The 25204-nt window shown below is 39.2% G+C and carries 24 protein-coding genes and 3 tRNA genes; 24 read left to right on the forward strand and 3 right to left on the reverse strand.

Annotated elements, in window-relative coordinates:
* Positions 1-218: 218 nt before the first annotated feature.
* The 18 genes from VRHSUH09_RS04100 (at position 219) to VRHSUH09_RS04185 (ending at position 18640) form a co-directional block, all read left to right on the forward strand.
* Complete coding sequence (locus VRHSUH09_RS04100; RefSeq protein ID WP_105081467.1) at positions 219-1124, forward strand: LysR family transcriptional regulator; 906 nt, start codon at positions 219-221, stop codon at positions 1122-1124.
* Positions 1125-1366: 242 nt separating this feature from the next.
* Positions 1367-1942 (forward strand): xanthine phosphoribosyltransferase, encoded by a 576-nt coding sequence (locus VRHSUH09_RS04105; protein ID WP_009352017.1) that lies wholly within the window; start codon positions 1367-1369, stop codon positions 1940-1942.
* A 26-nt stretch (positions 1943-1968) separates the two neighbouring features.
* Positions 1969-2415, forward strand: coding sequence for a YbjN domain-containing protein (locus VRHSUH09_RS04110; protein WP_009351861.1), 447 nt, complete (start codon positions 1969-1971; stop codon positions 2413-2415).
* Positions 2416-2426: 11 nt separating this feature from the next.
* Positions 2427-2867, forward strand: coding sequence for a hypothetical protein (locus VRHSUH09_RS04115; protein WP_054748107.1), 441 nt, complete (start codon positions 2427-2429; stop codon positions 2865-2867).
* A gap of 435 nt (positions 2868-3302) precedes the next feature.
* Positions 3303-3794 (forward strand): 5-(carboxyamino)imidazole ribonucleotide mutase, encoded by a 492-nt coding sequence (gene purE, locus VRHSUH09_RS04120; RefSeq protein ID WP_105081468.1) that lies wholly within the window; start codon positions 3303-3305, stop codon positions 3792-3794.
* Between the two features lie 57 nt (positions 3795-3851).
* Positions 3852-4580 (forward strand): phosphoribosylaminoimidazolesuccinocarboxamide synthase, encoded by a 729-nt coding sequence (purC, locus tag VRHSUH09_RS04125; protein WP_054748109.1) that lies wholly within the window; start codon positions 3852-3854, stop codon positions 4578-4580.
* Positions 4581-4589: 9 nt separating this feature from the next.
* The gene (gene purF / locus VRHSUH09_RS04130; RefSeq protein ID WP_105081469.1) at positions 4590-6008 is read left to right on the forward strand and encodes an amidophosphoribosyltransferase; all 1419 of its coding nucleotides are present in this window, start codon (positions 4590-4592) and stop codon (positions 6006-6008) included.
* Entirely contained in the window at positions 5995-7056 is a 1062-nt protein-coding gene (gene purM / locus VRHSUH09_RS04135; RefSeq protein WP_105081470.1) for a phosphoribosylformylglycinamidine cyclo-ligase, read from the forward strand. Before purF ends, purM begins: the two co-directional genes overlap by 14 nt.
* The gene (gene purN / locus VRHSUH09_RS04140) at positions 7049-7666 is read left to right on the forward strand and encodes a phosphoribosylglycinamide formyltransferase (protein WP_105081471.1); all 618 of its coding nucleotides are present in this window, start codon (positions 7049-7051) and stop codon (positions 7664-7666) included. Before purM ends, purN begins: the two co-directional genes overlap by 8 nt.
* Positions 7667-7690: 24 nt before the next feature.
* Complete coding sequence (gene purH, locus VRHSUH09_RS04145; protein ID WP_105081472.1) at positions 7691-9220, forward strand: bifunctional phosphoribosylaminoimidazolecarboxamide formyltransferase/IMP cyclohydrolase; 1530 nt, start codon at positions 7691-7693, stop codon at positions 9218-9220.
* Positions 9221-9350: 130 nt separating this feature from the next.
* Positions 9351-10613, forward strand: a complete 1263-nt coding sequence (gene purD / locus VRHSUH09_RS04150; protein WP_105081473.1) for a phosphoribosylamine--glycine ligase — start codon at positions 9351-9353, stop codon at positions 10611-10613.
* Between the two features lie 296 nt (positions 10614-10909).
* Entirely contained in the window at positions 10910-12052 is a 1143-nt protein-coding gene (locus tag VRHSUH09_RS04155; RefSeq protein WP_105081474.1) for an isochorismate synthase, read from the forward strand.
* A gap of 40 nt (positions 12053-12092) precedes the next feature.
* Positions 12093-13859 (forward strand): 2-succinyl-5-enolpyruvyl-6-hydroxy-3-cyclohexene-1-carboxylic-acid synthase, encoded by a 1767-nt coding sequence (menD, locus tag VRHSUH09_RS04160; protein WP_105081475.1) that lies wholly within the window; start codon positions 12093-12095, stop codon positions 13857-13859.
* Positions 13856-14716, forward strand: coding sequence for a 2-succinyl-6-hydroxy-2,4-cyclohexadiene-1-carboxylate synthase (menH, locus tag VRHSUH09_RS04165; RefSeq protein ID WP_105081476.1), 861 nt, complete (start codon positions 13856-13858; stop codon positions 14714-14716). The genes menD and menH overlap by 4 nt, the downstream gene beginning before the upstream one ends.
* A 4-nt stretch (positions 14717-14720) precedes the next feature.
* Positions 14721-15563, forward strand: a complete 843-nt coding sequence (menB, locus tag VRHSUH09_RS04170; RefSeq protein WP_077708117.1) for a 1,4-dihydroxy-2-naphthoyl-CoA synthase — start codon at positions 14721-14723, stop codon at positions 15561-15563.
* 158 nt (positions 15564-15721) lie between these two features.
* Positions 15722-17107 carry an o-succinylbenzoate--CoA ligase gene (menE, locus tag VRHSUH09_RS04175; protein ID WP_105081477.1) on the forward strand — a complete coding sequence of 462 codons (1386 nt, stop codon included), beginning with the start codon at positions 15722-15724 and terminating at the stop codon, positions 17105-17107.
* 7 nt (positions 17108-17114) lie between these two features.
* Positions 17115-18266, forward strand: a complete 1152-nt coding sequence (gene menC, locus VRHSUH09_RS04180; RefSeq protein ID WP_105081478.1) for an o-succinylbenzoate synthase — start codon at positions 17115-17117, stop codon at positions 18264-18266.
* A complete protein-coding gene (locus tag VRHSUH09_RS04185; protein WP_105081479.1) occupies positions 18263-18640 on the forward strand; it encodes a PaaI family thioesterase in 378 nt (125 codons plus the stop codon). Before menC ends, VRHSUH09_RS04185 begins: the two co-directional genes overlap by 4 nt.
* A gap of 167 nt (positions 18641-18807) precedes the next feature.
* On the opposite strand, the gene VRHSUH09_RS04190 is transcribed toward VRHSUH09_RS04185, so the two are convergent.
* Positions 18808-19425: a hypothetical protein gene (locus VRHSUH09_RS04190; RefSeq protein ID WP_105081480.1), complete on the reverse strand. Its 618-nt coding sequence runs from the start codon at positions 19423-19425 to the stop codon at positions 18808-18810.
* Positions 19426-19657: 232 nt separating this feature from the next.
* On the opposite strand from VRHSUH09_RS04190, the gene VRHSUH09_RS04195 reads away from it, so the two are divergent.
* The 6 genes from VRHSUH09_RS04195 (at position 19658) to VRHSUH09_RS04220 (ending at position 23727) form a co-directional block, all read left to right on the forward strand.
* Positions 19658-20890 (forward strand): inverse autotransporter beta domain-containing protein, encoded by a 1233-nt coding sequence (locus VRHSUH09_RS04195; RefSeq protein WP_245875988.1) that lies wholly within the window; start codon positions 19658-19660, stop codon positions 20888-20890.
* A 287-nt stretch (positions 20891-21177) separates the two neighbouring features.
* Positions 21178-21253, forward strand: a tRNA-Asp gene (locus VRHSUH09_RS04200).
* A 5-nt stretch (positions 21254-21258) separates the two neighbouring features.
* A tRNA-Phe gene (locus tag VRHSUH09_RS04205) sits at positions 21259-21334 on the forward strand.
* A gap of 12 nt (positions 21335-21346) precedes the next feature.
* Positions 21347-21432, forward strand: a tRNA-Leu gene (locus VRHSUH09_RS04210).
* A gap of 78 nt (positions 21433-21510) precedes the next feature.
* Entirely contained in the window at positions 21511-22965 is a 1455-nt protein-coding gene (locus VRHSUH09_RS04215) for a hypothetical protein (RefSeq protein WP_105081482.1), read from the forward strand.
* Positions 22966-23097: 132 nt separating this feature from the next.
* Positions 23098-23727, forward strand: coding sequence for a DUF4178 domain-containing protein (locus VRHSUH09_RS04220; protein WP_105081483.1), 630 nt, complete (start codon positions 23098-23100; stop codon positions 23725-23727).
* Between the two features lie 85 nt (positions 23728-23812).
* Here the strand turns inward: VRHSUH09_RS04220 and VRHSUH09_RS04225 are convergent, their stop codons facing one another.
* On the reverse strand, positions 23813-24667 hold the full coding sequence (locus VRHSUH09_RS04225; RefSeq protein ID WP_233187914.1) for an IS3 family transposase: 855 nt from the start codon (positions 24665-24667) through the stop codon (positions 23813-23815).
* Complete coding sequence (locus tag VRHSUH09_RS04230) at positions 24631-25200, reverse strand: transposase (protein ID WP_233187909.1); 570 nt, start codon at positions 25198-25200, stop codon at positions 24631-24633. Before VRHSUH09_RS04230 ends, VRHSUH09_RS04225 begins: the two co-directional genes overlap by 37 nt.
* Positions 25201-25204 lie beyond the last annotated feature (4 nt).

Genomic DNA, 25204 nt, shown 5'->3' on the forward strand with positions numbered 1-25204 from the left:
GTATAGTCGGTCTAGACTTATAAGTAAAGATAATCTTACTTATGAAAAGATTAGAAATACTAATAAATATGAAAAATTCATGAAGGTCATAAGACCTAATATTCATGAAGTTTTCTACATATTCATCATATATTGAGAGTTCATCGTTATAATATAATAAATGATATGTATATTTAAAAGTAAGACGTTACTATTAGTATATAACAGAGGTGAATAAAATGGCAGTATCTGCAGATTTATATAGAACCTTTTTAGGGGTAGGCTTATATTTATCCTTTTCTCGTGCCGCAAAAGAATTAGGCGTATCTCAATCCGCCATCAGCCAAAGCATTAAACAATTAGAAGGGGAGCTCAATATGCCTCTTTTTGTGCGGACTACAAAATCTGTAGGGTTCACGCCGGAAGGTAAAGAGTTGTTTGATACGGTAGCTAAAGCGTTCTCCATCCTTGATAATGGGGTGACTCAATTACAAGAACGTGTTAGCCAAGCTTATGAAAGTTTGAATTTAGCTGCTACAGATACTTTATGTCGCCATTTCTTATTGCCTTATTTCCATAAATGGCAATTGCAAGAAAGTGAGATCGGATTGCATATCATTAATCGTCCATCCCCTGATTGCGTAGAGTTGGTACTCAATAAAGAGGCTCAGTTAGCGGTGGTTAATGATTATGAAGGCTTACGAGATAATCCTCAATTAGAGGTCACTACATTGGCTACAATTCAAGATGTATTTGTTGGTGGCCCTGACTATAAAGGGGCAGGGTTCTTTGATCAAGGTCGCCTGCTTAATGAGCCTATTTTGCTCTTGCATAAAGGTTCTGCGAGCCGTACCTTCTTTGATGAAGTTACGCATGGTGCATGCCGTAAACCTCGTTTTGAACTTGGTAGTGTCGATGTATTGCTAGATCTTGTGGAAATCAATATGGGGATTTCCATGTTGCCTAACCACGTAGTGCAACAAAAGATGCAAGAAGGGACTATCGTTCGTATCGATACAGATATTCCTGTGCCGACTCGCGATATTGTACTTGTGCGCTCTCGTTTAGTACCTCAATCTGAAGGGGCTGCGCGCTTTACATCCTTACTTGTGAATCGTGAAAGTAACCGCGATAAAATTCTATAATAATAGAGCATACTTTATGAATTTTCATAAAGTGTGCTTTTTTATATATTAGACAAAGTTATTCTATGCTATATTATATTTTTATAAACCTTTTGAATTGGATAATCAGAGAATAATATCTGTAAGACTTACTTTTTGCCGATTTTTAAGTGTTGTATTATGAGAGTTTTACTACATATAGGTTGACCCTAAGGGGTTGTTTACGTTAAAATTTAAAGATAGTTATGCGGAGGTATAAGCACATGGAATTATTAAAAAAGCGCATTCGTGAAGAGGGTATTGTCCTCAATAATCGCGTGCTAAAAGTAGATGGCTTCTTGAACCATCAAATCGATCCACAATTGTTTAAAGCTATCGGTAAAGAAATCGCGGATCGTTACCGTGATGCAGGTGTGCAACGTATTGTTACCATTGAAGCATCTGGTATTGCGTTGGCATTGATGGCTGCTCTTGAGCTTGACGTACCATTGGTATTTGCGCGTAAGAAAAAATCTATCCTCATGGTAGATGATGTATATCATAGTGTTGTGTACTCTTATACAAAAGAAGAAAACTACGATATTACTATCTCCAAAAAATTCTTGCCAGCTGGTGAAAAAGTATTGATTATCGATGACTTCTTGGCATCTGGTGAAGCGGCTATGGGCCTTGCTAAATTAGTTCAAGATGCTGGCGATACAGTAGTAGGTATGGCCATTGCTATTGAAAAATCCTTCCAACCTGGTCGTGAACGCCTTGAAAATGCAGGTTACCGCGTAGAGTCTTTAGTTCGCATTAAAGAATTTAAAGACAATGGCTGTGTATTTATCGAAGACTAATAGTCTAATTATTTGTAGAGGGAATTATGAATCAAAAAGCAGAAAAATTCGACTTACTTGTTGCTGATCTGAATAAAGGTGGCAACTCTTGGTTTACAAAGGAAGAAATGACAGACGACCTTCATACTGTTGTGTACCACGGCCGTTTGGATGTTCATAATCATAGCTTGCCTGTATTCATCGTTGTGGATGATTCTGCATTCTCCTATGCACGTATAGCTATCACAACAACATCGATTGATGAAAAAGTAATTCCTGCTGTATTGAAAGAGCTCAACACATTAAACCAAGATTACAAAGTATCCAAATATTATGTAAGCACTGAAGATAACAATATCTACATGGACGTATCTGTTCCTGCCTTGACTGAACAATTCGATCCTACTGTAGTAGTAAATCTTTTACTTGAAGTAGTTCAACCACATTTAGATGCCGTACATAAAGGCATTCTTAAAGTAGCTGGTTTAGCTTAATAGAGGTTGTTATGAATCCTAAAGCATTATTATTTGATAAGTTTTTGAAAGAAGAAGAAATTACATCCTTTGAACGTAAGGATTTTGATGATGAGGACGGCACTGTCGTATATCGCTCTTACATTAAATCTCCGTTGTGGGATATGCCTTTATTCGTCATTCTTGATAACAGTATTTATAGTGTCATTCGGTTAGTGTTGGGCCCTGAAAAGGTAACAGCACAAAACATGGCTGCCTTAAATGCGTTAATCAATCGAGATAATGCGACTTACAAAAACTATAAACTTTATATTGATGAACAAGACTCCAGTCTATATTTAGATTGCGTATACATGTGTGGTGATGATGCGTTTGAACCTGCATTAATGTATGCATTGATGTCTTCTATCGTAGATTACATCCCTGAATCTGTAGGTGAATTAAAAACTGCTTTTGAAAGTGGTACTCACTAATTAATAACAAATATAGATTAATAGGCATAATGTTCGGAAATTAAATAAAAGAGGGTATCCTATCTTTATAGATAGGATACCCTCTTTTGGCTGTGTAGAAAACATATATGAATATTATAAAGTAAAGCTTTTACTGAAGGAATGGCTTTGTATAAAATGTGTAGATTTTTGTAATCAACCAATTTGAATAAAGTCGATATAATTAAATTAAATATTTTTGAATAGTTCGGAACATAACGAATGATAAAAATATTTAATTAAAAAATATTCGAAAATAGTGTTGATTTTGTAAATGTTAGGTGTTACAATTTGTGTACAAGAAGGAGGTAGCACCGTGAACTATGCAAATCAACAAACTCAAGGCAAGTCTACGGAGGCTATTTGTGCGCATTTTTCCCAGTCTATTTAGGCTGGGCTTTTTTATTAGGAGGATCTATGAAGGTCGGTATTATCATGGGCAGCAAGTCTGACCTAGACACAATGAAAAAGGCATCTGCCGTACTTGATGAATTTAACATTCCTTATGAAATGGTTATCGCTTCTGCACATCGTACGCCAGAGGCTGTAAAGGATTTTGTTACACGACTTGAAGATGAAGGGGCTATCGCTTTTATCGCTGGTGCTGGTGCAGCGGCTCACTTACCAGGTGTAGTAGCTAGCTTCACTACCTTGCCTGTTATCGGAATTCCTCTTAATGCAACAGCTTTAAAAGGTATCGATTCATTGCTTGCTATTGTTCAGATGCCATCTGGTATGCCTGTAGCAACTATGGCTGTAGATGGTGCAAAAAACGGAGCACTTTTTGCAGTCCAAATTGGAGCAGCTTTCAACAAAGAATTAAAAGACCGATATGTACAGTATCGCAAAGATATGGCTGAAAAAGTATTAGCGGACAATGCAGAACTACAAGGTGCCATTAAACTATAATCGTCTATATCATCATTTATACGCCCTTGAATAGAAAAGAGTAAAAGGAGAAATATCATGGCTAACATTGACTTGGAAACATTAACATTATTGTACGAAGGTAAAGCAAAACAAGTATATCAAACAGATAACAAAGACGAGTACATCGTTCATTACAAAGATGATGCTACTGCATTTAACGGCGAGAAACATGATACCATCCTTGGCAAAGGCGTATTGAACAATAAAATCTCTTCCTTCTTCTTTGAATTATTGAAAAAAGAAGGCGTTCCAACTCATTTCGTTCGTCGCGAAGATGATCGTAATCAAACAGTACTTACGTTGGATATCATTCCTTTAGAAGTTATCGTTCGTAACATTGCAGCTGGTTCTATGGCTAAACGCTTTGGCATTGAAGAAGGTACTCTTCTTAAACATCCAATCCTTGAATTCTGCTACAAAAATGATGAATTAGGTGACCCATTTGCTAATGAATCCCAAATCACAGCACTTGGCTGGGCTACTCAAGAACAACTTGATGTAATCTCTACTATCACGTTAAAAGTAAACGATATTTTGAAAAAATTCTTGGCTACCAAAAATGTAACCCTTGTAGATTTTAAATTAGAATTTGGCACGCATAATGGTGAAGTATTATTAGGCGATGAAATCTCTCCTGATACATGCCGTTTCTGGGATGCTACAACAGGTGAAAAACTCGACAAAGACCGTTTCCGTCGAGACCTTGGCAATATCGAAGAAGCGTACAAAGAAATGTTATTCCGTCTTACTGGCGAACGCGCCTAAGGGGGCACAATGAACTACGATCCTGTTTTTGATAAATGGCATGAAGAGTGTGGTGTATTCGGTGTCTATGATAGAACCGTTGATGTAGCACGCTATGTATATTGGGGCCTCTTTGCGCTCCAACACCGTGGTCAAGAAAGTGCGGGCATTGCCGTTACAGATGGTCATGATGTAGAACTAAAAAAGGGCATGGGCTTGTTGACTGAGGCTATCAAGGAATTACCATCTTTGCCTAGCCATATGGGGACTGGCCATGTGCGGTACTCCACAACAGGGTCCAATAATCCACGTAATATTCAACCTTTAGTGATTCATTATCAAGGTGGTCAGATTGCAGTGGCCCATAACGGCAATTTAACGAACGCTTTAGCCCTTCGCAAACGCCTTGAAGCAGATGGGTCTATTTTTCAAACGACTATGGATTCTGAGGTTATTGTAAACCTCATTGCTCGCTCTAAGGCTGAAACACAGGTGGAACGCATTGCTGATGCGGCACGTCAAATTGAAGGGGCCTTCTCTCTCGTTATTACTACGAACGACTCCTTGGTAGGTGTGCGTGATCCCCAAGGCTTTAGACCTCTTTGTTTAGGCAAAACTGCAAATGGCTATGTCCTTTCTAGTGAAAGCTGTGCCTTAGATGCTATAAAAGCTGAGTTTATCCGTCACATCGATCCAGGCGAAATGGTAATTATCGATGACTCTGGTGTACGTAGTGTTATCTATGCAGAACCAGAGAAAATTGACAAAAAGCTTTGTGTTTTTGAATATATCTATTTTGCCCGCGGTGATAGCCATATTGATGGTCAATCGGTATATCAATCTCGTCTTAATATGGGGCGTGAATTATATAACGAAACTAAATACGATGCAGATATCGTCATGTCTATTCCTGACTCTGGCACTACAGCTGCACTAGGCTATGCTCGTGCATCGGGCATACCATTTGCAGAAGGCTTAGTGAAAAACCGATATAGCGGTCGTACCTTTATCAAGCCAAATCAAGAGGAACGGGAATTAGCTGTTCGTATGAAGCTTAATGCATTGCCTCACATTGTAGGGGGCAAACGGATTGTCCTTATCGATGACTCTATCGTACGCGGTACTACGAGTGGTATTATCGTTAAAATGCTAAAGGAAGCGGGCGCTAAAGAGGTGTACATGTGTGTAAGCTCACCAACAATTGAGTATTCCTGTCACTATGGTATTGATACGTCGGTGCGTAAAGAGCTAATTGCTGCTACACATACAGTAGATGAAATAAAAGATTATATTCATGCTGACAAATTACATTATTTATCTCGTGAAGGCTTATGTCGTGCCGTATCTGATATAGCGCCTAATGATTTATGTTTTGCTTGCTTTAATGGTGATTACAGTGTAGAGGTTCCTGCGGAACAAGAGGAAGGGGTCAAATATGTGCTCGAATAAAACTAGTTTAACCTATCGCGATGCAGGCGTTGATATTGATGCAGGTAATCGTGCAGTAGAATTGATGAAAGAATCCGTAAAACGCACCTATACACCTGGTGTTGTAGGTGATTTAGGTGGTTTTGGGGGCCTCTATTCCTTAGCTGGTCACTCTATGTCTGACCCTATGCTCGTATCCGGTACAGATGGGGTAGGTACCAAATTACGTTTAGCTATCATGATGGATAAGCATGATACCATTGGCCAAGATTGCGTGGCCATGAGTGTTAACGATATTCTTGTGCAAGGTGCAACGCCTTTATTCTTCCTCGATTACATTGCAGTTGGTAAACTTGATCCTGTGAAAGTAGCAGATATTGTGCGCGGTGTGGCAAAGGCTTGTGAAGAGTCCGGCTGTGCTTTACTAGGCGGTGAAACTGCTGAAATGGCGGGATTCTACGATAATGATGACTACGATGTGGCTGGTTTTGCCGTTGGTATCGTTGATCGTCCTAAATTGATTACTGGTGAAAGTATCAAAGCTGGTGACGTAATTTTAGGTCTGCCATCGTCTGGTGTCCATTCTAATGGCTTCTCCTTGGTTCGTAAAATTGTATTCGATCATAAACAATTATCTATTGATACAGACGTCCCTGAATTTGGTAAAACTTTAGGCGAAGAATTATTGACGCCTACTCGTTTATACCCTAAAGCTGTATTGCCATTGATTGAACAAGAACTCGTAAAGGGTATGGTTCATATTACCGGCGGTGGCTTCTATGAAAATATTCCACGCGTATTGCCAAAAGGCGTTACTGCAGAGGTAGATGTCACTACATGGCCACGACTTCCTGTATTTACAAAACTACAAGAATGGGGCAATGTTGCCTGGCCTGAAATGTACCGTACGTTCAACATGGGCATTGGTATGATTGTTATCGTTGATCAAAAGGATGTAGAAACAGTTAAAGAAAACCTTTCTAGTCGTGGTGAAACGGTATATGAAATTGGCCGCATAGTAAGTGGTGATGGTCCTGTTGTCCTTAAAGGGGCTGAGTTCGATGCGTAATTCTAAAAAGAGATTAGCCCTCTTTGCTAGTGGTCGTGGTTCTAATGGGGAAGCACTGTATAAGGCCATGAAAGAAGGCTATATTAATGGTGAATTTGTTGTAATCATTACAGATCATGGCACAGCAGGAATTGTGGAACGCTCTAAATCTTGGAATATTCCACTTATTGTTATGGAACGTAGCGACTATGATTCTAAAGCTAGCTTTGAACAGGCTCAACTAGATGCTTTAGGGCCTTATAAGGTTGATGGTATCGTCTTGGCAGGCTATATGCGTATTGTCGGTGCTCCTTTGATAGAGCGATACGAACATCGTATATTAAATATTCATCCTGCTCTGTTACCATCATTTCCAGGCCTTCATGGTCATCAACAAGCCATTGACGGAGGCGTAAAAATTACAGGGTGCACGGTGCACTTTGTTGATGCAGGAATGGATACGGGGCCTATCATTATGCAGAATACGGTTCCTGTATTACCCGATGATACAGAGGATACCTTGAGTGATAGATTATTGCCTATCGAACATAAAACATATAAAGAGGCTTTACGGCTGTTTTGTAAAGACAAGCTCACCATAAAAGGGCGAGTTGTTAATATTGAAGATTGATGAGAAAGCAAATGGAGAGGTTACATGATTAAAAATGCATTACTTAGTGTTTCAGATAAAACAGGTATTGTAGACTTTGCAAAAGGTTTAGTTGAATTAGGTGTAACCATTTATTCCACAGGTGGCACGCTTAAAGCGATTACTGATGCGGGCATTGAAGCTAAAGCGGTTGAATCCTTGACCGGTTTTCCTGAAATGATGGATGGCCGCGTTAAGACCTTGCATCCAAAGGTTCATGGTGGTATTTTGGCAATTCGCGATAATACTGAACATCAAAAAGCTATGGCTGATCATGGTATTGAACCAATTGACCTTGTTGTTGTCAATCTCTATCCATTCCGTGAAACCATTGCCAAACCCAATGCATCCTTAGAGGAAGCTATTGAAAATATCGATATTGGTGGCCCTACCATGGTGCGCTCTGCTGCGAAAAACCATGCATATGTGGGCATTGTAGTAAATCCAAATCATTATGATGAAATCTTAACGATGCTTAAAGAACATGGTGAATTGCCTAAAGAATATCGTTTTGGTCTTGCAAAGGAAGCCTTTGCTCATACTGCAGCTTATGATGTAGCTATTGCTAACTATATGAGTGGTGTCTTAAACGAAGGTCCTACACCGCCTGAATATTTAAGTGCTTATGAAAAGGTAACTGACCTTCGGTATGGTGAAAATCCGCATCAACAAGCGGCATTCTACAAAGAAATCGGTACGGCTCATGGCATGGGGGCTTTGAAACAACTCCATGGTAAAGAGCTTTCCTATAACAACATCGTAGATATGGAAGCAGCGTGGAATATGGTGTGGGAGTTTACTGATCCTGCAGCATGTATCATTAAGCATACAAATCCTTGTGGTGCAGCGACGTCAGCTACCTTGCATGATGCTTATGTAAATGCTTACGAAGCAGACTCCGTATCAGCCTTTGGTGGCATCGTTGCTTTAAACCGTGAAGTAGATGCAGCTACGGCAGAAGAAATGAGCAAAATTTTCTTAGAAGTCATCATGGCACCTGCTTTCACAAAAGAAGCATTAGAAATCCTTGAAGGAAAGAAAAATATTCGCCTCATTGAGTTATCTAAACCTGAATCTGGCCAAGTAACAGTGAAAAAGGTTTCTGGTGGTCTATTAGTACAAACAGAAGATGATATTCAAGAAGACCGCGCTAGCTATAAAGTGGTTACGAAGGTACAGCCAACAGAGAAACAATGGAAAGCCCTTGAATTTGCGTGGAAGCTCGTAAAACACGTAAAATCCAATGCGATTTTGATTTCCAATGAAAAACGGACACTCGGTGTTGGGGCGGGGCAAATGAACCGCGTTGGGTCTGCAAAAATTGCTCTTGAGCAAGCTGGTGAAGCCGCAAAAGGGGCTGTGTTAGCATCTGATGCGTTCTTCCCATTTGGGGATACTGTAGAAACGGCGGCAAAGCATGGTATTGCAGCCATTATTCAACCGGGTGGCTCTATTCGAGACGATGAATCCATCAAGGCTGCCGACGAAGCGGGCATTGCTATGGTATTTACAAGTATTCGTCACTTTAAACATTAATTTGTTTAGTATGATTGAGGTTATAGTCGAGCACTAGCTCGTAATCATTGATGTGTAATGATGATTATAGAGGATATAGGTGCTTACATAAATGATGTATTGATGGCGTTTAGGCGTCGATGGAGGACTTATGAAAGTATGTGTAATCGGTAACGGCGGCCGCGAACATGCCTTAGCATGGCGATTGTCCATCAGCCCTAGCGTAACAAAGGTATATGCCATTCCTGGTAGTGCGGCCATGTCAGATTGTGCCGAGCTAGTTGGCATTGACTGGAAACAAAGCGATCATTTGATTAGCTTTTTAAAGGATAACCAAGTTGAGTTAGTCGTTGTCGGTCCTGAGGCACCTCTTGTGGCAGGACTAGCAGATACACTTAATAAAGCGGGGATTCCTATTTTTGGCCCATCCAAAGCAGCTGCTCAGCTAGAAGGATCCAAAGTGTTCGCCAAAGATTTGATGAAAAAATACAATATTCCAACGGCCGCCTATGGCGTGTTCCACAAGGTAGATGAAGCAAAAGAATTTATCGGTCAAACTGGTGCTCCTATTGTAGTTAAAGCTGATGGTTTAGCCGCTGGCAAAGGTGTTGTAGTGGCTATGACTATTGACGAAGCAAATGCGGCTGTAGAAGATATGCTCAGTGGTAATCGCTTTGGAGAGGCCGGTAGCACCGTAGTTATTGAAGAATTCATGGAAGGTGAAGAAGCGAGCTTGCTTGCCTTTGTAGATGGCAAGACTGTGGTTCCCATGATTGCTTCCCAAGACCATAAACGTATCTTTGATGGTGATAAAGGCCCTAATACAGGGGGCATGGGCACCTATGCACCAGCGCCAGTGCTCACTGATGCATTGCGGGATGAGGCGATGAAGACAATTTTAGAACCTATGGTAGCCGCCATGGAGAAAGAGGGGATGCCTTATGTGGGCTGTCTCTATGCAGGCCTTATGATTACATCTCAAGGACCTAAGGTGGTAGAATTTAATGCCCGCTTTGGTGATCCTGAAACACAAGTTGTATTGCCATTACTAGATAGCGATTTAGGTCAAGTCATGATGGCTTGTGCCACAGGCACATTAACAGCTGATATGGTGAAATGGAAAGATTCCTCGGCAGCTTGTGTCATTCTTGCTTCTAAAGGGTATCCTGAAACATCCTCCAAGGGTGATGTGATTCATGGTGATATTAAACAACATGATACAACCATCGTTTTCCACTCTGGTACAAAGCTTATTGGTGAAAATTACGTTACGAATGGCGGCCGAGTTCTTGGCGTAGTAGGTCTTGGTAAAAATCTTAGAACGGCGCTCGATAGAGCTTATGAACGGATAGAACATATTGACTTTGAAGGTATGCAATACCGTACAGATATTGGAGCGAAAGCTTTCAAATAAAGAAAAAGTGTTTTGGATACAGCAATAGCATTTTAAATCCAGTAAAAAAAGTTTTGAACAAAGCAAAACCTCTACACTCATGCATATTACATGTGGTGTAGAGGTTTTATTTTCTACCTTTTAACGGTTACCTATGATATAATAAATTAGATATAAAGAGGGCCCATCGACGTGTGATGGCGTTAGGCTCATCTCAAAATTTGGAAACTTATGGATGACGCCTAACGTGTAGACGAAACTTTCTACACGTTAGGTGTTTTTACTATAGTCTATTTTTCGTATAGCGACGTACAACTATGAAATATAACAAAGAACCGTTAGAACTGAATAGTCCGGTGGCCTTTTGGCTGAACTTCCCCAATGAAGAACGCGTTTTTTGGGTGGATCGTCAGAGTGACCGTATCGTTGTAGGCGCTAAACGTCTGGCGACGGTCAAAGATGATGAGGACCGCCATAATTACGCCTACGTATTTTATGGGGATACTTTTTTTGAGACCTCGAAAGATCCTAAATGGTCTGGCATGGGACATGAAATGATTGCTTTCACCCATTATTACATCGTAGAAAATGGGGAATCTTTTTATCTTCATGCTGGTGAAGGCGTACCCATCGAGGATTTTGAGGTGCCTCGCGTACGCCATAACTTCAAGGAAACCAGTGATGATAAGGCTGCTTGGGATAGCCTTATGAAAGCTATTGCTGAGAGCATCAGCAGTGGTGAAATGACTAAGGTAGTATCCTCTCGTGAAGTGGAGTTTACCAGTGATACACCCTATAATGTAGCTAGTATTTTAGCTAATCTAGTAGATAACAATCCTAACTGTTTTATCTTTGGTTACGAAAAGGATGGACGTACCTTTGTGGGTGCATCTCCAGAAATTCTGGTGCGTCATCGTGGCAGTGAGATCCTCAGTTATGCCTTAGCTGGCACGGCGCCTAAACATGGGCCAAATGCATGGACTAAGGAACAACTACTAACAGATAAGAAAAACCTCTTTGAACATAATATCGTCCGAGATCGCATTGTACATACTATGAAAGCTATTACTCCAGAGGTGACCATCGGTGAAACGGGTATTATGGAGCTAGCGCATCTCTATCATTTGCGTACTATTATTACTGCAAAGGATAGTACAAAGTCCCTCGTAGAGTGGGCACAATTGTTACATCCTACACCTGCTCTCGGTGGTGAACCTCGAGAAAAGGCATTGGCACTATTACAAACGTACGAAGCCCATGAGCGTGGCATGTACGCAGCTCCATTTGGCTTTATGAAAGACATGGGGGATGGCATCATAGTCGTTGCTATCCGATCGGCTCTCATTATGGATCATGTACTGTATGCCTATGCAGGGTGTGGTGTTGTTGCCGACTCTGATGCAGATGAGGAATACGCAGAAACTAATAATAAAATGCGCACCATTTTGGAAGCGCTATAATACATTTCCAAACCCTTAGGGGTTGTTGAAAGGGAATATAATGAACGAATATATTGCTGCCTTGGTAGATGAATTCTACCAACTCGGCGTCCGTCATGCCGTGTTTAGCCCTGGCTCTCGTTCTACGACGATGGCCATGCTTTTTACTGAGCATGAAGGATTTGAAACATATATGAATATAGATGAGCGCTCTGCTAGTTTTATGGCTCTTGGTATTGCAAAGGCTCATAAGGAACCAACCGTACTCGTTTGTACCTCTGGTTCGGCAGTGGCTCATTATTTGCCCGCTATTTTAGAGGCTCAATATAGTGGTGTGCCTCTCATCGTACTATCTGCTGATAGGCCACACACCTTGTTACACGTAGGGGCTCCACAAACAGTAGACCAACAGAAAGTTTTTGGAGCTGCTATAAACTACTACGAAGAATTAGCAGTGCCTCAAGAGGATCATTACTATACATATCCACGCCAAGTAGCGCGTAAAGCGTATATGAAAGCTATGGATACAAAAAAAGGACCAGTACATATCAATGTGCCTCTCTTTGAGCCCTTGGTACCTGAACTGAACAATAAACATTTTGAAGCGGGACGTAGTCCCTTTAACGTAGTTAAGCCACATTATAGTAGTGCCTGTAATTATGATAATACAAGTGGTAGAAGTCATGTAAGCAACACTACTAGCAGTAAGAATGATAGCTTCCTAGCAAAATATAAGAATATTCTTATATTAGCTGGGCCACAGATCGATGTTGTAGAAGCTAATAGTATTCTTTCTTTTGCTACAACGCTACAAGCACCTATCTTGGCTGATCCATTGTCTAATGTAAGACGCTCTTATAACTCAGCTAGTAATCATAGTGATAAGGAATACGTCGATACTAGTAATATTGTTATTTCTACATACGATGCATTTTTAGCTGATAAAGAGCTGTGGCCTATACTAAAGCCTGATTGCGTAATTCAGTTCGGACAAATTGTTGTGTCTAAACGAGTACAACAGATGTTGGCGAGTTGGGATAATGTAGAATACATTGAGGTTAATCCTACCATGGACTCTATGAATCCAACGGGGAAAACCACTATGCACATGCAAGCAAGTATTGATGTATTTACAAATCTGTATGGTGTAAACAATGATTTCCCGGCATATCTTGGTAAATGGCAGCATTTAGAAACAGCAGGAAAACAGCAACTAGGTATAGCAATAGAGGAACCAAGTTGTTTTGAAGGTCGTACGATACGCGAGTTACAGCAATATATTTCCAGTAATGCACAAGTACTTGTGGCTAATAGTATGAGTATTCGAGACTTTGATTACTTCTGGTTTAGCGGTGAGTCTACCGCCGTACTGTATGGCAACCGCGGTGTAAATGGTATTGATGGTACTATTTCTACTGCTTTAGGCCTTGCCACAAATGGACTGCCTACATATCTTGTAACTGGTGACTTGTCTTTCTTCCATGATGTAAATGGATTAGCAGTAGCCAAAACGCATGATCTCAATTTGACGATTATTTTGCATAATAACGATGGAGGCGGCATTTTTGAATACTTACCGCAAAAGGGAACGAAGCATTTTGATTACTTGTTCTCTACATCGCAAGGCTTAGATTATAGTGGGGCGGCCAAACTTTATGGCTGTGGGTATACTAAAATCACGAGCCCTGATGAATTGAGTGCTGTGCTAGCTAATGTTAGCTCAGAAACAGGCGTTCATATCATTGAAATCCCTACAAATCGGGAATATAGTCGACAGTTACATAAGAAATATACGAAAGTTTCAGTTGATATGGAGGCATTACTATGAGTCAGTATTTTTGCAGTATTGTAGATAATGCTTTGTGTAATCCAGCTCAACGCATGTACTTTGATTTGGGTGAATACCGCTACGGCTTGACTGTAGTTGGCGATGGAGAACCTATTGTGTGTTTCCATGGCTTCTCTGAATCGAGCTATACTTGGGATGCTATTAATCTGCCCGGTTATCGCGTTATCCGTATCGACTTGATTGGACATGGTGATTCCGATATTCCTGATGAAGATAAGGCGTATACGATTCCTCAAATGATAGAGGATTTGCATACCGTTATTTATCATATGGTTGGTGATAGATATTACCTCATGGGCTACTCCATGGGGGCCCGCATCGCGCTTTCTTATGCCTTGGAATATGAAAGTGAAATCAAAGGGCTCATCCTTGAAAGTGGCTCTGTAGGCATCGCCTCTGATGATGAGCGAGCAGAGCGTCGTAAGGCCGATGAAGACTTAGCAGTTCGCATCGAAGACCATGATGGCGCTTGGTTTGCTACACGTTGGGCGGAGGCTCCTATTTTTGAAAGTCAAAAGCAACTTTCAGAGAGCGTAGAGGAATTAATCTATCTACGTCGTTCCAATAATAGTACGTACGCCTTAGCCTGTACCTTGCGTGGCTCAGGTCAAGGTGTCATGCCGTATGTGGGGGATAAATTAGAAAAATTCTCTGTTGAAGGCTTATATGTGAGTGGCGCATTAGATACAAAATATACTACAATAGGAAGAGATATATTTGGCAAGTTGCCAAACTTTAAGCATGTCATCGTCGAAGGGGCGGGACATAATGTGCATATAGAAAAACCGCAAGTATTCGAGCAAGCGGTGTTAGATTTTTTACAGAAGAAAGGTTAAGTCCATGAGCAAATTTGATTGGAAAGTATTGGATCGTAATTATGAAGATGTAATTTACGAAACATATAATGGCATTGCAAAAATTACTATTAACCGTCCAGAGGTGCGCAACGCGTTCCGTCCTAAAACAGTTATGGAGTTAATCGACGCTTTCACAGTAGCTCGTGAAGATAACGAGGTAGGCGTAATCGTATTGACTGGTGCTAACCACGGCAAAGGTGAAGATAAAGAAGCATTCTGCTCTGGTGGCGACCAAAGTGTACGTGGTCACGGTGGTTATGTTGGTGAAGACAATGTACCTCGCTTGAACGTTCTTGATTTACAACGTTTGATTCGCGTTATTCCTAAACCTGTTATCGCTATGGTTAACGGTTATGCTATCGGTGGCGGTCATGTGTTGCACATCGTATGTGACCTTACCATCGCTTCTGAAAATGCTAAATTCGGTCAAACAGGTCCTCGCGTAGGTTCCTTCGATGCTGGTTATGGTGCAGGTTACTTGGCGCGCATGATCGGTCACAAACGCGCTCGCGAAGTATGGTTCTTGTGCCGTCAATACACAGCTGCTCAAGCCTATGAAATGGGCATGGTTAACACGGTTGTACCATTCGACAAATTGGAAGAGGAAACAGTTCAATGGTGTAGCGAAATCCTTGAATTGTCCCCAATGGCATTGCGCATGTTAAAAGGTTCCTTCAATGCTGATACAGACGGTCTTGCAGGCTTACAACAATTCGCAGGCGACGCTACATTGATGTACTACACAATCGATGAAGCAAAAGAAGGTCGTGATGCGTTCAAAGAAAAACGTAAACCGAACTTCAAACAATTCCCTAAATTCCCTTAATAGGGAGAGTTACTAGTCCTAGGTTGGGGACTAACTAATTTTAAAATAATAAGGGCGCCTCTATATGAGGCGCCTTTCTTGTAATATCTCTTTGGCATTGATATTTCGATTGTTATTTACTGGTAATTAGAAATCAGGCTTAGATATGAGGTGAGACGATGGACTGGTTACGTTATGGCGCTGAGCACTATCCTAATCGCATATGCATAAACGAATATACTTATAACGATATATATCGTGGCGTAGTCCATGTAGCTCGTAAATTAGAGCCCCTACAAGCCTCTCGCATAGCTATTTTATCGGATAACTCCGTGATGATGGCAATCTATGTATTGGCAACTATGCTCGTGCATAAAGAGTTGCTACTGCTAAATGTACATCTTAAGCCTAAGGAAATAGAAAACCAATTAGCTCAGTTAGATGTTACTACTGTACTGCATAGCGTTGAGCGTCGAGAGCAATTGCCTAATTCCATTTCTACTATTGTTTTTGAATCGTTAGAACGTATTCTATCCGATGAAGAGGCAGACGATACTTTTGACTGGACCTTTGAAGATAGAGATATAGCGGTCATCATGAATACGAGTGCCACTACGGGACAGTTTAAGTCTGTTCCTCTCCGATGGGGGCAAATTAGAGCTCATGTACAAGCGTCTAAAGAGGTACTAGGTAAAACTGAGCAAGATAATTGGCTTATGGTATTGCCTTTATTCCATGTAAGTGGTCTCTCTATCTTGCTACGATCCCTTTATAATGGTACGGCTGTTACCATATTGCCTAAATATGATAAAACTCAAGTTCTCAAGCTCATAGAGTCTGAGAACATTAATATGATGTCTTTAGTGCCTACTATTTTAACTCAATTAGAGCCAAGTATTATACATCATAATTTGCGTGTTATCTTGCTCGGTGGTGAGTTCATTCCTATGGCACTCATCGATGCTTGTGAAAAGAAATCCTTACCAATTTACAAGACCTATGGCATGACGGAAACCTTTAGTCAAAGCGTGACTTTCTCCGTATTGGATTACCCTCATAAACGAGATTCCGTAGGAAAACCATTACCAGGGATGCAGGTTCGCATTGATAAACCTGATGCAGACGGGGTAGGTGAGATTCACTTAACAGGCCCTATGGTTATGACTGGATATATTGACAAGGAACCTATCGATGGTGACCTTAATACCGATGATATCGGTTATGTCGATGAAGATGGGTTCGTATATATTTTGAATCGTCGCAAGGACCTCATCATTTCTGGGGGAGAAAATATTTATCCTAAGGAATTAGAGGATTTAGTCTACACATTGCCATCAGTGAAGGAATGTGCGGTTGTACCTGTACCTGATCCTAAATGGGGACAAGTACCGGCGCTATTTGTGGCCTTTCACGATGGTGAAAGTATGACTGCAGATGAAATTGTATCCTTTATGACCAAATCTCTGGCAAAATATAAAGTTCCTAAATACGTAAAGATATTGCCTGCGTTGCCTAGAAATGGAACAGGTAAAATTGTGCGCAATGAACTGCGTTTAGAAGATTGAGGCGCCTATGAATGATATTTTAAACTTTAAAAGTATAACTACATATCGCCTTAAATTGCCGTTAAAGTTCAACTTTAAAACTGCCAAAGGCGAAGTAAAAGAACGAGAAACTATAGTCATTCGCATCGAGGATCAACAAGGGTATGTAGGTTATGGGGAATGCGTGGCTTTTACAGAGCCTTTTTATACAGCCGAGACAGTGGATACGTGTTGGCAAAAACTAGTAGATGATTATATCTTTAATTTGCGCATGATGCGGCCTAAGCCGCTTATGACCTATGTGCGTCAGCTACAGTTTTGGCTAAATCGAGATCATATGCCTATGACCATTGCTGCCTTAGAAAATGCATTGATTAATCTTCATTGTGAGCGATTAGGTGTAAACTCCGTTTCTTATATTATGGGGCAGCCCTTACAAGATACCATTGAAAGCGGCGTTGTTATCGGCGATGTACCGATGGAACAATTGCTAGATGCCGTAGAAGCTCATGTGGCGAATGGTTGTAAGCGCATCAAGTTAAAGGTGAATCCTATAGATGGCTACGACCGGGCAGCCTTAGTACGGAAGCATTACCCCGATTTAGTCTTGGCAGCCGACGCGAATCAAAGCTATTCTTATGATGATATTGATAAGGTCCGTCAATTTAATGATTTGAAGCTGGCTTGTATAGAAGAGCCTTTTGCTATAACAACGCTTCAATCCTATAAGGAGTGGAAGTGGGAACGCCTTAATAACGATGATTGGCATATTGAAACGCCTATCTGTTTAGATGAGTCCATCTTGGGCTATGACGATTTATCCTATGCTATTGAGTATGGACTGATTGATGTACTTAACATAAAAGTAGGCCGTATGGGTGGTCTCGTACCTACTAAGGCAGCTATTAATCTTTGTAGAGAATGTCATATTCCGTATTGGGTAGGTAGCATGGTAGAGTCGGGCATTTCTAAAATGTTGCACGCTCAACTAGCAGCTCTAGGTGATTCCTATATGGCAGGAGACCTATCTGATTCTAATAGATATTTTGAACGAGATCTCATCTATCCAGATTTAACCTTTAAGGATGGCGTTATGCACGTTCCTGATGGAGATGGACTAGGTGTAACCGTCTTTGATGATAGACTAGAAGCGTATTGTGTGGAGAAACGAACACTATGAATTTAATAGAATCCTTACAAATTGAAGCACCTCGTATGACGAGCGATACTACATGCATTGCAAAAATGAACTTAGGAGAATTCCACAAACAGCCTCAAGGCTATCTAAATGGTGGTGCAACCTTGGCATTTGCTGAAATCATTTCCGGCATGATGAGCAACGAACTCATTGGACCGGATAAATTTGGCGTAGGTCAATCCGTTACGGCCAACCACTTGCGCCCTGTACGATGTGAAGGGGCCTTAACGGCTCATGGTACCATACTTGTAAAAGGGAAGACATCCCATGTATGGCGCTTTGATATGATGGATGATGCAGATCGACTCATCTCACAAGTAACAGTGACCTTGGCGATAGTAGATTTTGTTCGTTAACGTACGCTGTTGGGAACATGTGTTTTCATATTCTAAATAAAAAGGACAGCATATACAGTTGTATATGCTGTCTTTTTAACGTTTACTTTGAACACATAAATTGTCTCATGCTTACTTAGTTACTTAATTAACTAAGTAACTAAGTAAGTACTTAACTATTTAACTGCCTACTTACGAGTGATAGTATATAAGTCCTCCATATCTGGAATATCGTAAATAACCCATGTACCGTCACCTAGATGACGCATTAAAATCTTTATGTCCTTAGTCATATTCTTTTTATTGTTTTGGATGGTTGCTGTAACCGTTGCAGTTTCGCCGTGGTCATCTGTTTTGAGGTTTTTAATCTCTACATCGTGTTCTTTAAAGAGGCGACCTTCTACAAGCCGGTCTACCATAGATTTATTATCGTCATTTTGGTTTGCTGCTTGGTTGTTATCCGTAGGAGGTTCTGATTTAAAACTATCTGGATCTTCAATATATTTTCTCATTACATCTTCGATGAGGGCAGGGCCAAATGTTTTGGTAGCGGCTACGGCGGCTTTGCCAAATGGATTAGATGTATCAATATATTTATTCCCTTCACGGTCTACGATGTTTTTTACGATGGATTTCACATCTACATGACGCAAAACTTCATCTGCATTTTTCTCCTGAACGGCTTGATGAATGATTTTTAATGTATAAGCTGGTGTATGTGGGACATACCATAAGAAATACCATGCGGCAGCTAATGCGCCTACAACAGCGATGATTAATGTTATTATAAGTGATTTTGATTTCATCGTATTACTCCAAAGTATTTTATATTACATTCTTATTATTTATATAATATATATTTATTTTATCATAGTCAAAGGCCTAATAATACTTATAAAAGACGTGTTTATCTATGTGATAATAAAATAAAGAATATATATGCTGTAAAGTGGATAAGATATATAATTGCTTTAGTTTGTTAAAGGATTTATAATAAAACTATATTTCATGAAAAATTCATATAAAGGGGAACAGACTATGAATAGTAAAAGGGGTATTATCAGATCTTTAGTATGTACGACTTTGGCTTGTAGCTTTGCTACATGTGCATTAGCGGCAGATAAGGATAATGGGGAAAATGTTCAATCGAGTTGGATGGATCGTACTGATATAGGAGTGGCAGTACAAAGTACTCAAAAAGATAACTATCATGAATACAAAATAAATCCAACGCCTTATCGAAATACAGATAGTGCAATTACTCGTAGCGAACATAGCTCTACACAGGAGATGAAAAAGGCACAATATTTTATAGAGACGATACAACCGATTAAGTATTATGGTGAGCATGCTAAATCAGTTCTGTTTATTCAAGGCCGTATAGATGGTAATGGTGGGGAAAAAATCTCATCAGATGCATATTGGAACGGGGGAGAAAGCAGCTATATTGGTGATGATCCTAAGTATAAAGCTGCAGCTAGGCTTGCACAACAACCATCCTATCTTGATAAGGGCGAGACTGTTCAACATGATTCACTAGGTATAGTAGGAAGCATAGGAGCAGGATATAGGCGCCTTAGTAAGAATGAACATGCTTATATGGGTATAAATACATTTTATGATTATGCATTTAGGGATAAATTATCTCGAGTTGGTATCGGCTTAGAGTATGTTGCTGGTTTGAATAAAATTAGTGCTAATGTTTATCATGGGTTATCTGAGAAAAAAACAAAACCTTATTATTTTGAAAACTCTCTTGTAATTGTACCAAGAGCTGATGAATTTCATTATCCTGAGGATGGACATCCAAATGGTTTTACTAAGATAAGATATGCCTATGAGAATGTACTAGATGGATATAATGTACGTTATACTAGAGATTATAAAAATGCTCGATGGATTTCTACATATGTAGATGGTTACCATTGGAAGACAAAGAGTCTGAGAGAACATCCCGTTGATATGTTTTATCTTAACCAACATAAATGGAAGTCAATAAGTGGATTGAAATTAGGGGCTACATTAAATATTACACCACATATTTCCATAGACCTTGGTTTTAATAAAAATAATATTAGCTCAGGTGAACCATATGTGTCTGTAATGTATACATTAGGTAAGTCTAAATATGCTTACTTAGGTGGTAAACATAGTGAAAATACTGTAAGTACAGCACGTTCAAAGATGCTAGATAAAGTTAAACGCCACGACATGGTTGTTGAATCATATAGTGAATATAATTATCGAGATACACCATGGGATCATTTATAATTAATATCGTATTAATTATGATTGTTTATAGTTCTTAATAAATCTTAATGAATTGGTATCTATCTATTATTTAGAATAGGTGGATACCAATTTTATTTTATAGTTCTATGAAATATTGCGTATAAATGAGCATTTGAAATATAAATGGTAAATCTATATGATTTTTGATAGATAATTCTTAATTTCATATATTTTGGAAAAATTCATCAAAAAATTAGAAAAAAGTACTTGCATTAGAAGCTTGCCCCATGTTAATATATACGAGTAGTCAACGAGAGTTGATACGCGGCCCCGTGGTGTAGCGGTTAACATGTCGCCCTGTCACGGCGAAGATCGTCAGTTCAAATCTGATCGGGGTCGCCATTCATGCCTCGGTAGCTCAGTTGGTAGAGCAACGGACTGAAAATCCGTGTGTCGACAGTTCGATTCTGTCCTGAGGCACCATTTGTATTCCATGCGGTTGTGGTGGAATGGCAGACACGCCATCTTGAGGGGGTGGTGAGCGTACGCTCGTGAGGGTTCAAGTCCCTCCAACCGCACCAAGATATAAGGACCTACAGTTTACTGTAGGTCCTTTTTACTATGACTTTAAAAGTTGTAGGTGTATATAGGAGAGAGAAATGAATAAGAAATATTTTGTACTGATGCTGCTTTCACTAACATTATCTAGTCAGTTTAGTTTAGCTGCAACAGTGGATGGGATAAACCAAAATACTAGTGCTGAACTGAAAAATAATGCAAAGTCAAAACAGTCTGTACAAACTAAAGCCCCTGTGAAATTAGATTTTGTTGAGATTATTCCTGGTGCATTTAAAGCTGTTATAAGGGATAAATCTATAAATCCCAAAAAGCTTTCGATTGAAGATGAAATTACATTAGAAAGGAAGGAGAAAGAGTACGCTGCTCAACGATTAAAGGTATCAGTAAAATCTGATTTTGGTAGTGAATACAAAACGTTTGATCCACTTTATAATGATAAGGATGAACAAGCACTAAAAGAAATTAAAAACTATAATACTGAATCAACACGTAATGAAGGCTACTTTATTGGAGGTCGCAATAAACCTTTACGCATCGTGAGCCCATATATGAAAAAGAATGGTCAAGGAGAAATTAAGCTAACTAATCCTGTTAATACTAAAGATTATCGAACTCGTGCTGATCGTGATGCAACAAATGAAAGGGAAATTCGAGAATATTTAGATAAAAATAAGGGAAAAGGGCATGATTTATTTACGGCTAGATCTAAAGCTGAAATTAAAGAATCTTTGGAAAGCTTTTTTAAACCTATAGAATTGATTCAGTATCCTATCAATAATCCAAAGGATTATAAAAGGATACCTAAGATTCCAGGCTTCCCAAAAAATATGCCAAGTTTTGCAAAAAATATTCATATGCATAGTAATCCAGGCTTTTTACAAGGTAGGGCTTATGTACAATTTGCATTTGGAGGCACACCGGAACAATTAAAGCCATATATTGATGAAGCACTTTCTGACTCTAAAGTGGTTCTTTCAAAATCTGATATATCCAATGTGTATGTTAAACGATATATTGATTCGAATATGGCTTATGCGGATTCTCTATCTGCATTAATTCCAAAGTCGATACTGATTGTAAAGAATACAACTGTGCCGATGGGGAAATTTATACAAGAACGACAAGACCATTCAATTGATAAATCTGTAGATGAAATATATGAGTTGGAAAATCAAGTACTAGCAGAATTCAATAAGGTACAGATTCCAGATGAAGACAATACTGCAAAGTATAAGAGATATTTTGAAATTCGTAAACGAATACAAGATGCACGAGATGCATTAAAGCCTAAACCGAATTATGAAAATAAGCGTTCTAAAGATAAAGTGTATCCAATTTATACTGAAAAAGAAAATCGAAAGTTTCAAAGACAATATTTGCATAGATTGTCATATAATGAAGATTCGATAGAAATACCAGACAATTATGTACTGTATTTATTTGATTTTGGGGGCACTTGGAATCATCCATACTCTTTAGGCGCTGCAGTCAGTCCAGATGGAAACTATATCATTTATTTCTGCCAACAAGGGTGATTATAAAACAATAAAAGGTAGCAACATATATATTGCTACCTTTTTTGCTATATCTATCTAGGCAGAATTTCATATTATGTGTACAATCATAGTAATTAATAATATATATTGTTTTGGGAATGAGCGTGTTTTATGAAATTTAACTATGGCGATACATTGCGTATCCGAAATGATTTATATACGATCTTAGGCAAGATACGCTACATTAATACTCATGGGAATATATGGTATGAGTATAAATTAGTTAAACATAGTAGTAACAAGGCATTTTGGCTTCGTTGGGATAAGAAGCGAGATGCATACCACTTTTCCAAGTTGTGTGGTAAAGCGCCACTAGCCGATATGAAACTCGTAGATAGTGGTTATGAGATGGTAACGGGCACTTGGGGTGAGATAGACGAAGGCATTACTGATACTGCTAAATATAAAGAGTATGAAAATGGTGATGGTAATGCTACGTTTTCTGTTGAAGCATGGGCTTTTGAAACGGAGTATTCAAAAGGCTTTTACATTAATAAAGAATACGTATCTGTGGAGAAAGATGTAGAGATGACCGATACCATTAAAGATAGAATGGATACGGTTAAGAAAATGAAGTTCGTAGGACCTATCGTTTGGATTTTGGCGAATGTGCTAATTTTTATGCCAAGGTTTGATATTCAAATCCTGCATGATATACATAATTTTCTTACCTGGCCTTATATAGTAGGTGGGAATATAATCATTGGTATCATTGTGGCTTTTGTCCTCTTTAAAAGATAGCATCTAGAAAATCAGGGACACGCTATACCAAAACAAAAGGTAGTAACACTGATATGTACCCATTTTCCTGGACACATATTATTTACTAGCCTAAACACATGGATGCTTCTCTGTATTTCACAGGGGGCATCCATTTTGTTTTTGCTTGAATCCTTTTGTTATTGTAATAGTTAATGTATTCTTCTATCGCTGCTGCAAAAGCATTAAAAGATGAATATTCTCTCTCAAAACCATAATATATTTCCGTTTTCAATCTACCAAAAAAGGTTTCCATCACAGAGTTATCATAACAATTTCCTTTTCGAGACATAGATTGAATAATACCATGCTCTTTGAGTGTTCTCCTAAAGTACTTATGTTGGTATTGCCATCCTTGATCAGAATGGAGGATTAATCCTGAAAGATTAGTAAACTTCTTGAATGCCTTCTCTAACATACGAGAAATTTGTTCTAAGTTAGGACTTAATGCTAAGTCATAAGCAACAATCTCATTCGTATTCATATCTAAAATAGGCGACAAATAGCATTTTCCCCATGAGAAATTAAATTGAGACACATCAGTAGTCCATTTTTGTAATGGTGCAGTTGTACTAAAATCTCTATTGACGATATTTTCTGCTACCTTACCGACTTTCCCTTTGTAAGAGTGGTACTTTTCTTTCGGTCGCTTTCCTGCGAGCCCCATAATATGCATAAGTCTTTGCACTCGTTTATGATTGACTACAAAGCCTCGATTAAGAAGCTCTTGATATACACGGCGTACACCATACCGGCCTTTATGTTCTGTAAAAATCTTTTGAATTTCATCTTTTAGCTCTGTATTTCTTTTATCTACAAGATCTACTTTAGTAAGTTCAAAATAATAGGTAGATTTGGACATTGGCATAGCTTTCAAAAGATGTTTTAGTTGATAGCCTTGTTGGCGGAGCGTTTTGATAATCGCTGCTTTTTCGCCTTGAGTCGCGCAGCCTCTTTTTCTTCTCTCAAGGCAATCTCTTTTTTTATGACTTCATTTTCAGCTTTAATATAAGCAATTTCAGCTCGTAAGCGAATGAGTTCCTCATATTCACTCTCTTTGAGCTCTCGAGGTGAGATAGTCTTAGGTACTTTCATTTTGCAATCCTTTGGTGATCGTCCTTTAGGTTTATTAATAAGACCATTGTATCCCAAAGTTTTGTATTTATGAACCCATTGATACAGTTGGCCAGTATTAATTCCAGCCCTAATAGATACAGAGCGGATAGATTCTCCAAATAATACTTGGCATACTAACTCATATTTCTTCTCTGGAGACCAACATCGCTTATCTGGATTATGCTTATTGATTTCTGGGCCATTAAACTCTTCCTGTTTAGCCCATTTTATTATTTGTTCGTGAAAAGTATGAGTCAATACTCCAGTTGGCGTCTCTGGCCATTCACCTTGATTAAATAATTCAATTGCTTTTCTTTTAAATTCATAACTATATCTCATGAAA

The organism is Veillonella rogosae JCM 15642 (assembly GCF_002959775.1).
GTDB lineage: Bacteria > Bacillota > Negativicutes > Veillonellales > Veillonellaceae > Veillonella > Veillonella rogosae.